We start from the raw sequence: 13,517 nt of genomic DNA on the forward strand, positions 1-13,517 counted from the left end.
TTGATCCTAACCCAAGTCTGTGCCGCTTGCGAGGGAGCGATCGCCCCCGCTAAACTAACCAAGAGTCTAACAGCCGAGGAATCATGCAAACTCAAATTGCCGCTGCCATTGACCCAAAGCAACTCCAACAGGCGATTCGTGCCAGCCAAGACTTTCTCTTTTCACAGCAATATGCCGAGGGCTACTGGTGGGCAGAATTAGAGTCCAATGTGACCATGACCGCAGAGGTGATCCTGCTCCACAAAATCTGGGGCACTGAACAGCGGCTACCCTTGGCCAAAGCGGAACAGTATTTGCGCAACCATCAGCGGGATCACGGCGGTTGGGAGCTATTTTATGGCGATGGCGGCGATCTCAGCACCAGTGTTGAGGCTTACATGGGACTGCGACTGTTGGGCGTGCCCGCCGATGATCCTGCCTTGGTGAAGGCACGGCAATTTATCCTTGCCCGCGGTGGCATTAGCAAAACTCGCATCTTTACCAAACTGCACCTTGCCCTCATTGGCTGCTACGACTGGCGTGGGATTCCCTCCCTCCCCCCTTGGATCATGCTCCTGCCGGAGGGTAGTCCCTTCACTATTTATGAGATGTCTAGTTGGGCACGCAGCAGCACCGTGCCGCTGTTGATTGTCATGGATCGCAAGCCCGTTTATGCCATGGATCCGCCCATTACCCTCGATGAACTCTATGCCGAAGGGCGGGCAAATGTGATCTGGGAACTGCCCCGCCAAGGCGACTGGAGTGATGTCTTTATTGGTCTCGATCGCGTTTTCAAGCTCTTTGAAACCCTGAACATTAATCCCCTCAGAGAACAGGCGCTAAAGGCTGCCGAAGAATGGGTGCTCGAGCGTCAAGAAGCTAGTGGCGACTGGGGCGGCATTATTCCGGCGATGCTCAACTCCCTATTGGCATTGCGTGCCCTTGACTATGCTGTGGATGACCCCATTGTGCAGCGGGGGATGGCAGCAGTGGATCGCTTTGCGATTGAAACCGAGACCGAGTATCGCGTCCAGCCCTGTGTCTCCCCAGTTTGGGATACTGCCTTGGTCATGCGCGCCATGGTGGATTCAGGCGTCGCCCCCGATCATCCCGCTCTGGTCAAAGCTGGCGAATGGCTGCTGTCCAAGCAAATCCTTGACTATGGGGACTGGCACGTAAAAAACAAAAAAGGTCAGCCGGGGGGATGGGCCTTTGAATTTGAGAATCGCTTCTACCCCGATGTGGATGATACAGCGGTGGTGGTGATGGCGCTTTATGCTGTGACCTTGCCTGATGAAAACCTCAAACGGCGAGCCATTGAGCGGGCAGTCGCTTGGATTGCCTCAATGCAGTGTCGGCCGGGGGGCTGGGCAGCCTTTGATGTGGACAATGACCAAGATTGGCTCAATGCCATTCCCTACGGCGATCTCAAGGCAATGATTGACCCGAATACTGCTGATGTCACGGCACGGGTGCTGGAGATGGTGGGGCGGTGTCAGTTGGCCTTTGACAGTGGTGCCCTCGATCGCGCCCTTGCTTACTTGCGCAATGAGCAGGAACCGGCAGGCTGTTGGTTTGGCCGCTGGGGGGTGAACTACCTCTATGGCACGAGTGGGGTGTTGGCAGCCCTCTCCCTTGTTGCCCCTCGCTACGATCGCTGGCGCATTCGCCGTGCCGCTGAGTGGTTGGTGCAGTGTCAAAATGCCGATGGTGGTTGGGGTGAAACCTGCTGGAGCTACAACGACCCTTCCCTCAAGGGCAAAGGCGATAGCACCGCTTCCCAAACTGCTTGGGCCATTATTGGCCTTTTGGCCGCTGGCGATGCCACAGGAGACTACGCCACAAAAGCTATTGAAAAGGGGATTGCCTACCTGCTGCAGACCCAGCGCGCCGATGGCACATGGCACGAGGATTACTTCACTGGCACGGGCTTTCCCTGCCACTTTTACCTGAAGTACCACTACTACCAGCAGCACTTTCCGCTGACGGCCTTGGGGCGCTATGCTCGCTGGCGCAATCTGTTGGCTAGTTAGGTGAGATTAGAAGGAGCGCAGTTGTTGTTGATAGGCCACCGAATCGGTGCCACACAGGGGTTGGGGGGCAACCACACAGTCATTGCTCAAACCAGAGCGAATTAAATTTTCAGCAAGCAACTGGCGATCGCGCGGCGCAGGGTGGGTACTCAAAATCGTTGGCGGTGCCCCTCCCTCCCGTTGCAATTTCTGCAGAAATGTCACCATCGCCCGTGGATCATAGTTGCTGCGAGCCAATAGCCCCAACCCATAGCGATCGGCCTCTAGTTCCTGCTCACGACTGCGAGGACGCCGAAAGGCAAGTTCCATGGCCATTTGTAGCCCGCGATCGCGATCCAAGCCCGCAGCCGTCATTAAGCCTTGGGCGATCGCCATTTGTTGCAGTTGACGAATCACATGGCGCTGATCAATGTGGCCAATTTCGTGGGCAATGACGCTGGCTAGTTCCGCCTCGTTTTCCGCCCGCAGCATTAGCCCTGTAGTGACATAGACAAAGCCCCCCATTGTGGCATAGGCATTCACTTGGCGGTCTTGGATGATGTGAAACTGGTAGGGCACACCTCGACGTTCGCCGACATTAACCAAGCGGTCACCAATGCTATGCACATAGTTTTGCGCAGCGGGATTGCGAACAAGGCGCATCCCTTGCCGCAGCATCTGCTCATGGATCTGTTGCCCCAAGGCCACCTCTTGGCGGGGCGAGATATTCGATAGTTGGATGACCTGAATCCCCTGCAACAGTAACCGCTGCCAGAGATTTTGGGCCTGTGCAGCCACAGGATGGAGAGCGATCGCCACCCCACAGACCAAGCTGGCAAAGAGGAGAAACCAACGTTGTTTTTTCACGGCTAATATTTCGCGTAAAGTCCACACCCACGCCTAGCGGCTACTTGCCCCCTTCTGACCCCTCTATTTCAGACATTGTTCCCAAGGCTTAACGTTTTTTAATCTCTGGCACCCGTAGCCCTTTACTGGCCAGCCACTCTGGATTAAAGAGCCGCGATTGATAGCGGGAACCCCCATCGCACAACACAGTAACAATTGTGTGACCGGGTCCGAGTTCCTTGGCGAGGCGTACCGCTGCCCCCACATTAATCCCGACGGAGCCACCCATAAAGAGGCCATCGTAGTGCAGCAGTTGATAAATGATCTCAAGGCACTCTTGATCCTCAATTTGAATCGCATCATCAATGGGAGCGCCTGCTAAGTTGGCGGTAATGCGGCTATTGCCAATGCCTTCGGTAATGGAACTGCCACTGCTACTGAGGGTGCCCGTTTTCGCATAGCTATAGATGGCACTGCCCATGGGATCGGCAATCACAGTGCGAATCGCGGGATTTTTTTCCTTGAGGTACATCGCCACCCCCGCATAGGTGCCTCCCGTGCCAGTAGCTGCTACCCACGCATCAATGCGGCCATCGGTCTGCTGCCAAATTTCAGGGCCAGTGGTTTCGTAGTGGGCTTGGCGATTGGCCAAGTTATCGAACTGGTTTGCCCAGATGGCATTCTCCATTTCCGCAGCAATCCGGCCAGAGAGCTTCACATAGTTATTGGGATCTTTGTAGGGCACAGCGGGAACGGGGCGCACCTCGGCACCTAGGGTACGCAACAGATCAATTTTTTCTTGAGATTGGGTATTGGGAATCACAATCAGGCACTTGTAGCCTTTGGCATTACAAATGTGGGCTAGGCCAATGCCCGTATTGCCTGCTGTGCCTTCGACCACCGTACCACCGGGTTTGAGAAGGCCCTTTTTTTCAGCATCTTCAATAATGTAGAGGGCAGCCCGATCCTTAACAGAGCCACCGGGGTTGAGGAACTCTGCCTTACCGAGAATTTCACAGCCTGTGAGGTCACTAAAGTAGTTGAGGCGAATCAGCGGCGTCTGCCCGACGGTGCCGACAAAACCCTGTTTAATATCCATGCCGTCGTTGTTTTAAGTTAACTGAATACTTTTATCGTAAAGGGGTTTGCCGCCAGAATTGCCTTGAGGGGGAGCGTGACGGAGTCAATCGCGAAGTGTGCCTTTGGCATTCACCTTTGCTATGATTGGAGATCCTTGGAGAGGTGGCAGAGTGGTTGAATGCGCTTGACTCGAAATCAAGTTTAGGGTAACACCTAACGGGGGTTCGAATCCCCCCCTCTCCGCTGATGTCCCCGATAGTTTAGAAAAACGGGTACCTCGCTTTAGCTAGCGATAGATGTAGTGGCACGACTGACCTAGAAGCTTGGCTAATAGAACCCGTCAAGCTCGAAAAGTCCTATAAATTGATCACATCAAAAAGTGTAATCTCATTCAGGAGTCTCTCCTTTGCCAGTTCTGCATATCGAGGATCAATTTCAACGCCGACGCCTTTTCGTTTGTTGGCAAAAGCTTCCACCAGTGTTGTGCCGCTGCCACAAAAGGGATCGAAGACGATATCGCCCGGAAAACTAAAGAGCTTGATACATCGTCTCGGCAGTTCCCTTGGAAACGGTGCAGGGTGACCAATCTTTTTTTTGCTTTCGCCGCTGAATGTCCATAGCCCGTTTGTCCATTCCATAAATTCTTCCCGAGTAATATCGGCCTTTTCATCGGACTTGCGCCGCCACTCCTCTTTGTACAACACCACAATTAACTCCACAGGCGCAATCACATAGGGTGCTGAGGGCGACATCCACGATCCCCAAGCCGTCCGCCGCGAAATATTACCCTCATTCCAGACAATGGTGGACTGATATTTCCAGCCAACCTCTTGAGCCAAAACCGTCAAATCCGCGCCAACACTGCGCTGTCCCCCTTTGTTTTTATCGAGGGGAATGTTAAGGCAAAACCGCCCGCCCGTTTTTGTCCAGTGAAAACAGTTGGACAGCCAAGCGCGACTAAATTCTAGATAATCGCTGTAGGGGACATCATCTTTGACTGAGCGATATTCAAGACCCACATTGTAGGGCGGGGAAGTCACAATCAGGTCAATAAAAGGCTCAGTAAATAAATCAGCATCAAGGCTATTGGCATTGAATAGCCATGTATCTTTCATTTGAAAGAAGGCTTCTTTTTTTGAGATGAATGGCATTGAGTTTTCCCAAGATTAAGAGGGTTTCCATAGCTCTACCCCATCCCGCTGATCAATCCCCTGCAAGAGTACCTTGACCACTTCATCGCGAGCCGTGGGCAGTACTTTACCCGTAAAGTCGGGGTGAATCGGCAATTCGCGGTGCCCGCGATCGATGAGTACCAATAACCAAATGGCACTGGGGCGACCGTAATCATGGACGGCATTGAGGGCAGAGCGAATCGTGCGGCCACTAAAAATCACATCATCCACCAAGACCACAATCCGCCCAGAGAGATCCACGGGAATCAGGGTCTGACGCGGTGTGCGCGGGCCAATGCGATCCAAGTCATCGCGATAAAATGTAATATCCAACTCACCAATGGGGAGGTTCACTCCTTCCAGTTGTTCAACTTGTTGCCCCAACAGCTTGGCAAGGGGAACCCCACGGGTATGAATCCCCAACAACACTAATTTGTCGAGGGCATCGCGAGCCTTCTCCACCACTTGGGAGGCTAAGCGCGTGACAGTGCGCCGTAGATCATCGGCACTGAGAATTTCAACGACTTCACCAGCCATAGCCGTCACGGTAGGGAATTCACAGATTTTAGCGAAATTCCCGCAAAAAGAGACCCTACGCCAAGCGGGTAGGGCCAAAGACGCAGTTAGGAGGTATCTTGCTTCCCTACGATACTGCCGATATTTTGGGGGAGCGAAAGCTTTTACCAATTCTTTAGATTTGGCGCAATTAACTGTTACAATACACGAGAAACTGTTATTTAGAATACCAAATCTTAGGGCTGCTTTCTCAAATAGGCGAGGACGTGGTTTTGACCGTTTCAAGCGCCTTCAATCCTTCTGAACAAGATTTTGGGTGGCTCGCTCCTCCGTTGCTCGACTACCCTAAAAGCTAGGTAAGAATTCGTTAGAAATTGGGCAATGACCAGTACTCCCTTTCGTATTCACGCTCCCTTTGAACCGACGGGAGATCAACCCCAAGCCATTCAAAAACTGGTTGCAGGGGTACAGGCGGGATATCGCTTCCAAACATTGCTGGGGGCAACGGGCACCGGCAAAACCCACACGATCGCCCGCGTTATCGAGGCCCTTGGCCGCCCGACCCTTGTGCTGGCCCACAACAAAACCCTTGCGGCGCAACTGTGCAATGAACTGCGCTCATTCTTTCCAGAAAATGCCGTCGAGTACTTTATCTCCTACTACGACTACTATCAGCCCGAGGCCTACATTCCCGTTACCGATACCTACATCGAAAAAAGTGCCTCTATCAATGAAGAAATTGATATGTTGCGACACTCGGCCACCCGCTCCCTCTTTGAACGGCGGGATGTAATTGTCGTTGCCTCCATTAGCTGCATCTACGGCTTGGGTATTCCAGCAGAGTACCTCAAAGCGGCGATTTCCTTGGAGGTGGGCAGTGAAACGGATCTGCGACAACTGCTGCGGCAACTGGCCACCATTCAATACACGCGCAACGATGTGGAACTGGGGCGGGGGCGCTTCCGTGTCAAGGGAGATGTTTTAGAAATCGGCCCAGCCTATGAGGATCGCATCATTCGGGTTGAGTTTTTTGGGGATGACATTGAAGCGATTCGCTATGTCGATCCCCTGACGGGGGAAACATTGCAGAGTGTCGAACGCCTGAATATCTATCCCGCGAAGCACTTTGTCACCCCTGCCGAACGCCTGGAAGCGGCTTGTGCTGCCATTGAAGCGGAACTGCAAGCCCAAGTGGCTTACTTGGAAGCCCAAAATAAACTCCTTGAAGCACAGCGCCTGAGTCAACGTACCCGCTATGACTTGGAAATGCTGCGACAGGTGGGCTATTGCAACGGTGTGGAAAACTACTCACGCCATCTCGCCGGCCGGGCAGCGGGGGAACCGCCGGAGTGTTTGATTGATTATTTTCCTGACGACTGGCTGTTGGTGGTGGATGAGTCCCATGTAACAGTGCCGCAAATTCGCGGGATGTTTAATGGTGACCAAGCCCGCAAAAAAGTGCTGATTGATCACGGCTTTCGGCTGCCCAGTGCGGCGGATAATCGCCCCCTGAAGGCGGAGGAATTTTGGCAAAAGGTGAAGCAATGTATTTTTGTCTCGGCAACCCCCGGCGATTGGGAATTGGCGGTGTCTGAAGGGCAAGTTGTCGAGCAAATTATTCGGCCGACGGGGGTCGTGGATCCAGAAATTTTTGTCCGTCCCACCCAAGGACAGGTGGATGATCTCTATGGGGAGATTCGCCTGCGGTGCGATCGCCAAGAGCGGGTACTGGTGACTACTCTCACGAAACGCATGGCCGAGGATCTCACGGAATACTTCCAAGAACGGGGGGTACGAGTGCGCTATTTGCACTCAGAAATCAATGCCATTGAGCGCATTGAGATTCTTGAAGCCCTGCGCCAAGGGGACTTTGATGTGTTGATTGGTGTCAACCTGTTGCGGGAGGGACTGGATTTACCTGAAGTGTCCTTGGTGGCCATCCTTGATGCAGATAAAGAGGGCTTCCTGCGGGCGGAGCGATCGCTGATTCAAACCATTGGCCGTGCTGCCCGGCACGTCCGTGGACAGGCGATTCTCTATGCCGACACCCTCACCGACAGTATGCAAAAAGCCATCCAAGAAACAGAGCGCCGCCGCGCCATTCAACTGGCCTACAACCAAGCCCACGGCATCACCCCTCAACCCATTGTCAAGAAAACCAGCAATGCCATCTTGGCCTTTTTGGATGTGTCTCGCCGCCTCAATGCCGAGTCGGTGCCTGTCTTATCTTCCCAAGCCTTACAGGAACTGAGCCTAGAGGATATCCCCCAACTGATCCAAGACCTTGAGGCGAAAATGAAGGCGGCTGCCCAAGAATTGGCCTTTGAGGAGGCTGCCCGCTACCGCGATCAAATTAAGCGTTTGCGCGATCGCCTCGTGGGGCACCCCTAGAATTATGAACTTTTGTAATAGTTCGCAACAGTCCGTAAACGGGAGCGAAGGGGGAGAAACCCTACCGTGATAAGCTAAGTACGATTTTAGATCCGCGCAATTTCGGCTGGCGTTCGGGTTGACGCTAGTTTTACCAGTTCTAGGAGTAAGAAAAACCTATGCGTGATGCCGTCACCACACTGATTAAAAACTATGACTCCACCGGTCGCTACCTCGATCGCGATGCTGTTGACAGTTTGCGCTCCTACTTTAATTCCGGTGCGGTACGGGTTAAAGCGGCAGCAGTGATCAATGGCGATGCCGCAGCCATTGTGAAGGAAGCGGGTTCTGCCCTCTTCACAGAGCAGCCGGAACTGATTCAACCCGGCGGCAATGCCTACACCACACGCCGCTATGCCACCTGCCTGCGGGATATGGACTACTACCTGCGCTATGCCACCTACGCCATTGTGGCCGGGGATGTGGATGTCCTCAATGAGCGCGTCCTCGAAGGTCTGCGGGAAACCTACAACTCCCTAGGGGTACCCATTGGACCAACGGTGCGCGGCATTCAAATCATGAAGGAGATTGTGCGCGATCGCGTGGCAGCGGCGGGCATCGAGGACACGAGTATTGTCGAACAACCCTTTGACTACATGTGTCGGCAACTGAGTGAAGTGAATATCTAGGTTGGCCAAGATAGAAGACTCTGCAACAATAGAGGGCGGTGGCATTGGCGATCGCCCCTTCGTTGTCCTGTGCAGCAAGTATGAAAATTCGCATTGGTAATGGCTACGACATCCATCAATTGGTGCCCGAGCGGCCTCTGATTTTAGGCGGTATCAAACTAGAACACACCTTGGGACTCTTGGGACACAGTGATGCCGATGTCCTCACCCACGCAATTATGGACGCCCTCTTGGGTGCCCTCAGCCTTGGCGATATTGGCCATTACTTTCCCCCCAGTGATCCCAAATGGGCAGGGGCAGATAGCCAAGTCTTGCTGGCGAAAGTAGCGGCACTGATTGCAGAACGGGGTTGGCAAGTGGGCAACATTGATGCCGTAGTGGTGGCAGAGCGTCCGAAGCTGAAACCCTACCTCGACCAGATGCGCGATCGCCTTGCAACCACCCTAGGGATTGATCGCGACCAGATTAGTATCAAAGCCACCACCAATGAAAAACTGGGGCCAGTGGGGCGTGAAGAGGGCATTGCCGCCTATGCCGTGGCGCTGCTCCAGTCAGAAGCTTAAGATGAACTACTAGCGAACATACAGGCTGTAGTGAAAATCCGTTTGCTCGCACTGGCTTTGCTGGAGATTGGCATGGCGAAAATTGGCCCAGCGACAGATGGCATGACTAAGGTTGGCGCGCACAAAAAGGGCATGGGAAAAATAGCCGCGCGTCAGTCCTGCATAGGCTAAATTGGCCGCATAGAAGTTACAGCGATAGGCTTGAACCCCCTCCAAGGACGCCTGTACCAAATGAGCAAACCGCAGCGTGGCTTCATTGAGGCTAGCCCCCATCAGCAGCGCAAAGGAAAAATCACTAGAAGCAGCACGGGCATGGCTGAGATCTGCTTGACACCAATTGCTGTGGCGACAATCCGCCTGTTCAAGAGTGACCCAAGAGAAATCGGCATAGGTCAACCGAGCGTACTGCAAGTTGGCCAGTTGAAAATTTGCCCGCTGGGCAGTGGCGCGATCGCCCACCACTTTTAAGAACAACGCCCCTCGGCAATCGGCATCATCGAGGTTCGCCGCTGTCAGATCCGCCTCATAGAGGTTAGCAAAGCGCAAATCCCCGTGGGCAAGGTTCACCTCTCGCAGACAGGCACGGCTGAGATTGCAGCCCCGCAGGTCATAGCCCCGCAGATCCATGCCCGTAAGATTCATTTCACTCAAATCTACAGTAAGCTGAGGATAAGCTCGCCGCCATTCGTTCCAGAGGTCTTTTCCCCCCCGCAGGCGATCGCTCATTACCTGATTTAAGTGCCCTTTGATCATCATTCTTGCCTTGAGATTCTTCACATTTCGTTATCGTGGCGCGAAATTTGATAGAATTTCGTCTATGTAGCCCTATCGCTGACGAAAGGAGAATGGGTTTGAAACAAGCAACCCTACATCAGCTTAAGGTTTTTGAGGTCACTGCTCGCCACGGAAGTTTTACCCGCGCTGCCGAGGAACTCTTTCTGACGCAGCCCACCGTTTCGATTCAAATGAAGCAGTTGACCCGTGCCGTTGGTATGCCCCTCTTTGAGCAAGTGGGCAAGCGGCTCTATCTCACAGAAGCCGGCAAGGAACTGCTGGCCACCTGCCAAGACATCTTTGAGCGCCTTGAGCGGTTTGAAATGGCCGTTGCCAATCTCAAGGGGCTCAAGCAGGGACACTTGCGGCTGTGTGTCATTACCACGGCCAAATATGTGATTCCGCGGCTGCTGGGGCCATTTTGCCAGCGCTATCCGGGGATTGATGTCGCCCTGACGGTTACCAACCATGAACAGGTGGTAGAGCGCATTCGAGGCAATATGGACGATCTCTATATTCCCAGTTGCCCACCGGAGAATGTGGATGTGGAGTGCCACCGCTTTTTGGATAATCCCTTAGTGGTGGTTGCCCCCAGTCACCATCGCCTCAGTGGCCGCAGTAAAATCCCGATCCAAGAACTGGCGGGAGAACCCTTTATTATGCGGGAGCAGGGATCGGGCACCCGCCAAGCGGTGGAGAAGCTCTTTGCGGAGCACGGTGTGCCGATCAATATCCGCCTTGAGCTGGGAAGTAACGAGTCCATTAAGCAGGCGATCGCCGGCGGCCTAGGGATTTCTGTCCTGTCTCACCACTGCTTAGCCCTTGATCGCGAGTCCAGCCAGTTGACGATTCTCGATGTCGAACATTTCCCGATTCAGCGGCACTGGCATTTGGTCTATCCTGCGGGCAAACAACTGTCGGTCGTGGCTCAGGCCTTCTTTGACTATGTGTCCACCGAGGGTCGGGAAATGATTGAATCGAGCCTCACCTATCCCAGTGTGGCGGCGCCGGCCAAGGAACTCAACCCCGTCTAGCATGACAACCCTCCAATTTCTCACCTTTCCCGATCCGCCGATCGCGGCAGATCACAGCCTTCTATTGCTCCACGGCTGGGGTGCCAATGCCGCAGATCTGATTTCCCTTGGATCGTTGCTGGCTCCCCAAGCCCAAACCTATGCAGCGGAAGCCCCCTTTCCCCATCCTTACGTCCCCCAAGGGCGGATGTGGTACGACCTGAATCAGCACGATGTCCTCAGTGGTTCATTACTGCTCGATGAGCGGGCAATGGATCTAGCCACCAGTGAAGCGGCACTGCGGGAGTGGATTGCCAGCTTGCCCATTGATCTCAGCCGCACAATTTTAGGGGGGTTTTCCCAAGGGGGAGCACTGACATTGGCTGTGGGGTTAACGTTGCCCTTGGCGGGATTATTGGTCTTTAGTGGCTATTTGGTGCGCCCGCCAGTGGTGACAGCTGCCTCGCCACCCGTGTTGATGATTCATGGCACAGTGGATCCTGTGGTGCCCTTTGCCAGTGCCCAAGCCAGTTGGCAAGCCCTGCAAGCCGCAGGAGTGAAGGGAGCGTTTCATGCCCTACCCATGGCTCATGAAATTAATGGAGACGCGATCGCGATCGCCTGCCAGTTTATTGAGAAGACCCTGCCTAACATCAACTCAAATTGAGTAACCCATAGGCAAGCAAAGCGCTACCGATCGGAACTGTGAGATTATCAACCCCTCGCCAAGCAATCAGTTCCAAAAGGGTCGCACCCAGACCTACTAAGGGGGCAATCCAGAGCAACTCTAAGGCCGCAATGGGGGTGAGGGATAGAGCCGCCACCACGGTACTCACACAGAACATGGTCAGGGTTCCTTCCCAGCTTTTACTGGTTCGCGGCAGGGGATGGCGTCCCCAGTTAATCCCCACAAGGGCAGCCAAGCCATCTCCCCAAGCCATCACTAAAATTCCCAGAACCGCCAGTTCCGGCAGCGTGTTCCAAAAGAGCGCCATTAATGTGCCAATACTCACCGCATAAAAAAAGGTGCCCCAGCTTTGGCGCCCCACGCCACTAATACTGGGAAAAATCGGTATGCGGTAAGAAAGCAGTGTGACGACGCCAGCGATCGCTGCGGCCACAATTCCCCAACTCGTGGGTACCCCCAAGGCATAGGCAATGAGAATCACTTGACCGGCACCAATGTGAACCACTTTCCGTGACCATTCCTTGGCATTGGGAAACCAAGCGTGAATCAGTTCTGCGGTTAACAGCACCAAGCCCAGCCAACTGGTGACCAAAATTCCTGCCCAGAACATTGTCATTGCTATCCTCAGATGGCCGTGGCTCCTTACTGTGTCTGCTGGACAAAAAACTGGGTCACAATCTCAAGGATGCGATCGCTGGCATGACCATCGCCAAAGGGATTAATCGCCGTCGCCATGCGGTTGTAGGTCACTGGCTCCGTGAGCAGTTCAATGGCTGCCGCGGCAATCCTATCCGCAAACGTGCCCACCAGTTTAGCAGTGCCAGCGGTGACCGCTTCCGGCCGCTCAGTGGTTTCCCGTAACACCAGTACCGGTTTACCAAGGCTAGGGGCTTCCTCTTGGAGACCACCGGAATCCGTCAGCAGGAGCGTTGCTCCCTTAATCGCTGCCACAAGAGCAGGATAGTCCAGTGGCTCCGTCAGAAAAACGCGGGGATGATGCCCCAAATAGGCTTTGAGGGGTTCACGCACAGTGGGATTGCGGTGCAGGGGCAAGAGCAAAGCGGTATCGGGAATCGTGTTTAAGATTTTCAGGAAGCCATTGGCAATGTCTTCTAGGGGGGCACCCCAGTTTTCCCGTCGGTGAACGGTGGCGAGGATCACGCGATACTGTTGCCAGTCAAGGCCGGGGACATGGCACACTGGCTGGCGATCGGCCACTTGCAGCAGGGCATCAATCACGGTATTGCCCGTCAAGTGAATACTACCCGTGACCCCGGCCGCCTGAAGATTCTTGACGGCTTGCTCCGTAGGGGCAAAATGCAACTGCGCTAATTGGGAAATAAGGCGGCGGTTGGCTTCTTCTGGATAGGGGTTGTAGAGATCGTCGGTGCGCAAGCCCGCTTCCACATGGCCGACAGGAATCTGCTGATAAAAGGCGGCAAGGGTAGCGGCAAAGGCGGTTGTTGTATCCCCCTGAACCAAAACAAGACGGGGCAGGAGTTCTTGATAGAGTTGCTCAAGGCCTTGGAGAGCACGACAGGTGATTTCGGTCAGGGTTTGCTTGGGCTGCATAATGGCCAAGTCCCGATCTGCCCGCAGGTCAAACAGTGCCATCACTTGATCCACCATTTCGCGGTGCTGTCCCGTGAGGACAACGTAGGGTTCAAACAGGGGCGATCGCTGGAAGGCTTGAATGACCGGTGCCAATTTGATTGCCTCCGGGCGCGTACCCAACGTAATGCAGATCGGGATCGGGGAAGCAATCATAGCCGTCTAAATACCAAAAATAATAACTTTAGTGTACCGAGAAGCGAG

13 protein-coding genes and 1 tRNA gene are annotated in these 13,517 nt (G+C 54.0%); 7 read left to right on the plus strand and 7 right to left on the minus strand.

The window, feature by feature from the left end:
* The first annotated feature begins 83 nt into the window (after window positions 1–83).
* The gene (shc, locus tag RHJ80_RS09000; RefSeq protein ID WP_310800830.1) at window positions 84–2,012 is read left to right on the plus strand and encodes a squalene--hopene cyclase; all 1,929 of its coding nucleotides are present in this window, start codon (window positions 84–86) and stop codon (window positions 2,010–2,012) included.
* Between the two features lie 6 nt (window positions 2,013–2,018).
* Here the strand turns inward: shc and RHJ80_RS09005 are convergent, their stop codons facing one another.
* Together RHJ80_RS09005 and RHJ80_RS09010 are read right to left on the minus strand one after the other, a co-directional pair.
* A complete protein-coding gene (locus tag RHJ80_RS09005; RefSeq protein ID WP_310800831.1) occupies window positions 2,019–2,858 on the minus strand; it encodes a M48 family metallopeptidase in 840 nt (279 codons plus the stop codon).
* Window positions 2,859–2,946: 88 nt separating this feature from the next.
* On the minus strand, window positions 2,947–3,936 hold the full coding sequence (locus RHJ80_RS09010) for a cysteine synthase A (RefSeq protein WP_206199891.1): 990 nt from the start codon (window positions 3,934–3,936) through the stop codon (window positions 2,947–2,949).
* 137 nt (window positions 3,937–4,073) lie between these two features.
* Here RHJ80_RS09010 and RHJ80_RS09015 point away from each other — a divergent pair.
* Window positions 4,074–4,160, plus strand: a tRNA-Ser gene (locus RHJ80_RS09015).
* A gap of 113 nt (window positions 4,161–4,273) precedes the next feature.
* Here RHJ80_RS09015 and RHJ80_RS09020 read toward each other — a convergent pair.
* On the minus strand, window positions 4,274–5,068 hold the full coding sequence (locus tag RHJ80_RS09020; protein ID WP_206199892.1) for a site-specific DNA-methyltransferase: 795 nt from the start codon (window positions 5,066–5,068) through the stop codon (window positions 4,274–4,276).
* Window positions 5,069–5,083: 15 nt separating this feature from the next.
* The gene (gene pyrR, locus RHJ80_RS09025; protein WP_302676066.1) at window positions 5,084–5,626 is read right to left on the minus strand and encodes a bifunctional pyr operon transcriptional regulator/uracil phosphoribosyltransferase PyrR; all 543 of its coding nucleotides are present in this window, start codon (window positions 5,624–5,626) and stop codon (window positions 5,084–5,086) included.
* A gap of 360 nt (window positions 5,627–5,986) precedes the next feature.
* On the opposite strand from pyrR, the gene uvrB reads away from it, so the two are divergent.
* From uvrB to ispF, 3 genes are all read left to right on the plus strand, one after another.
* Window positions 5,987–7,996: an excinuclease ABC subunit UvrB gene (uvrB, locus tag RHJ80_RS09030; RefSeq protein ID WP_206199894.1), complete on the plus strand. Its 2,010-nt coding sequence runs from the start codon at window positions 5,987–5,989 to the stop codon at window positions 7,994–7,996.
* A gap of 158 nt (window positions 7,997–8,154) precedes the next feature.
* Complete coding sequence (gene apcB / locus RHJ80_RS09035) at window positions 8,155–8,664, plus strand: allophycocyanin subunit beta (protein ID WP_149818761.1); 510 nt, start codon at window positions 8,155–8,157, stop codon at window positions 8,662–8,664.
* 80 nt (window positions 8,665–8,744) lie between these two features.
* Window positions 8,745–9,227, plus strand: a complete 483-nt coding sequence (gene ispF, locus RHJ80_RS09040; protein ID WP_302678113.1) for a 2-C-methyl-D-erythritol 2,4-cyclodiphosphate synthase — start codon at window positions 8,745–8,747, stop codon at window positions 9,225–9,227.
* 9 nt (window positions 9,228–9,236) lie between these two features.
* On the opposite strand, the gene RHJ80_RS09045 is transcribed toward ispF, so the two are convergent.
* Complete coding sequence (locus tag RHJ80_RS09045) at window positions 9,237–9,983, minus strand: pentapeptide repeat-containing protein (RefSeq protein WP_310800832.1); 747 nt, start codon at window positions 9,981–9,983, stop codon at window positions 9,237–9,239.
* A gap of 95 nt (window positions 9,984–10,078) precedes the next feature.
* Between RHJ80_RS09045 and RHJ80_RS09050 the strand changes: the two genes are divergently transcribed.
* Both RHJ80_RS09050 and RHJ80_RS09055 read left to right on the plus strand, forming a co-directional pair.
* Window positions 10,079–11,035: a LysR family transcriptional regulator gene (locus RHJ80_RS09050; RefSeq protein ID WP_190278237.1), complete on the plus strand. Its 957-nt coding sequence runs from the start codon at window positions 10,079–10,081 to the stop codon at window positions 11,033–11,035.
* Window position 11,036: 1 nt separating this feature from the next.
* Window positions 11,037–11,681 (plus strand): dienelactone hydrolase family protein, encoded by a 645-nt coding sequence (locus RHJ80_RS09055; protein ID WP_310800833.1) that lies wholly within the window; start codon window positions 11,037–11,039, stop codon window positions 11,679–11,681.
* Here the strand turns inward: RHJ80_RS09055 and RHJ80_RS09060 are convergent.
* On the minus strand, window positions 11,668–12,318 hold the full coding sequence (locus tag RHJ80_RS09060; protein ID WP_190278238.1) for a diacylglycerol/polyprenol kinase family protein: 651 nt from the start codon (window positions 12,316–12,318) through the stop codon (window positions 11,668–11,670). The genes RHJ80_RS09055 and RHJ80_RS09060 overlap by 14 nt on opposite strands.
* Before the next feature lie 26 nt (window positions 12,319–12,344).
* Window positions 12,345–13,469 (minus strand): non-hydrolyzing UDP-N-acetylglucosamine 2-epimerase, encoded by a 1,125-nt coding sequence (gene wecB, locus RHJ80_RS09065; protein ID WP_310800834.1) that lies wholly within the window; start codon window positions 13,467–13,469, stop codon window positions 12,345–12,347.
* Window positions 13,470–13,517: the final 48 nt, after the last annotated feature.

The sequence above is a fragment of the Thermosynechococcus sp. QS41 genome (genome assembly GCF_031583515.1).
Classification (GTDB): Bacteria; Cyanobacteriota; Cyanobacteriia; order Thermosynechococcales; family Thermosynechococcaceae; genus Thermosynechococcus.

Bases quoted from the DNA above. Each gene is read 5' to 3' on its own strand.
- ispF (WP_302678113.1), top strand. From the start codon at position 8,745: ATGAAAATTCGCATTGGTAATGGCTACGACATCCATCAATTGGTGCCC.
- RHJ80_RS09010 (WP_206199891.1), bottom strand. From the start codon at position 3,936: ATGGATATTAAACAGGGTTTTGTCGGCACCGTCGGGCAGACGCCGCTG.
- pyrR (WP_302676066.1), bottom strand. From the start codon at position 5,626: ATGGCTGGTGAAGTCGTTGAAATTCTCAGTGCCGATGATCTACGGCGC.
- RHJ80_RS09060 (WP_190278238.1), bottom strand. From the start codon at position 12,318: ATGACAATGTTCTGGGCAGGAATTTTGGTCACCAGTTGGCTGGGCTTG.
- shc (WP_310800830.1), top strand. From the start codon at position 84: ATGCAAACTCAAATTGCCGCTGCCATTGACCCAAAGCAACTCCAACAG.
- apcB (WP_149818761.1), top strand. From the start codon at position 8,155: ATGCGTGATGCCGTCACCACACTGATTAAAAACTATGACTCCACCGGT.
- wecB (WP_310800834.1), bottom strand. From the start codon at position 13,469: ATGATTGCTTCCCCGATCCCGATCTGCATTACGTTGGGTACGCGCCCG.
- RHJ80_RS09045 (WP_310800832.1), bottom strand. From the start codon at position 9,983: ATGATGATCAAAGGGCACTTAAATCAGGTAATGAGCGATCGCCTGCGG.
- RHJ80_RS09055 (WP_310800833.1), top strand. From the start codon at position 11,037: ATGACAACCCTCCAATTTCTCACCTTTCCCGATCCGCCGATCGCGGCA.
- uvrB (WP_206199894.1), top strand. From the start codon at position 5,987: ATGACCAGTACTCCCTTTCGTATTCACGCTCCCTTTGAACCGACGGGA.
- RHJ80_RS09020 (WP_206199892.1), bottom strand. From the start codon at position 5,068: ATGCCATTCATCTCAAAAAAAGAAGCCTTCTTTCAAATGAAAGATACA.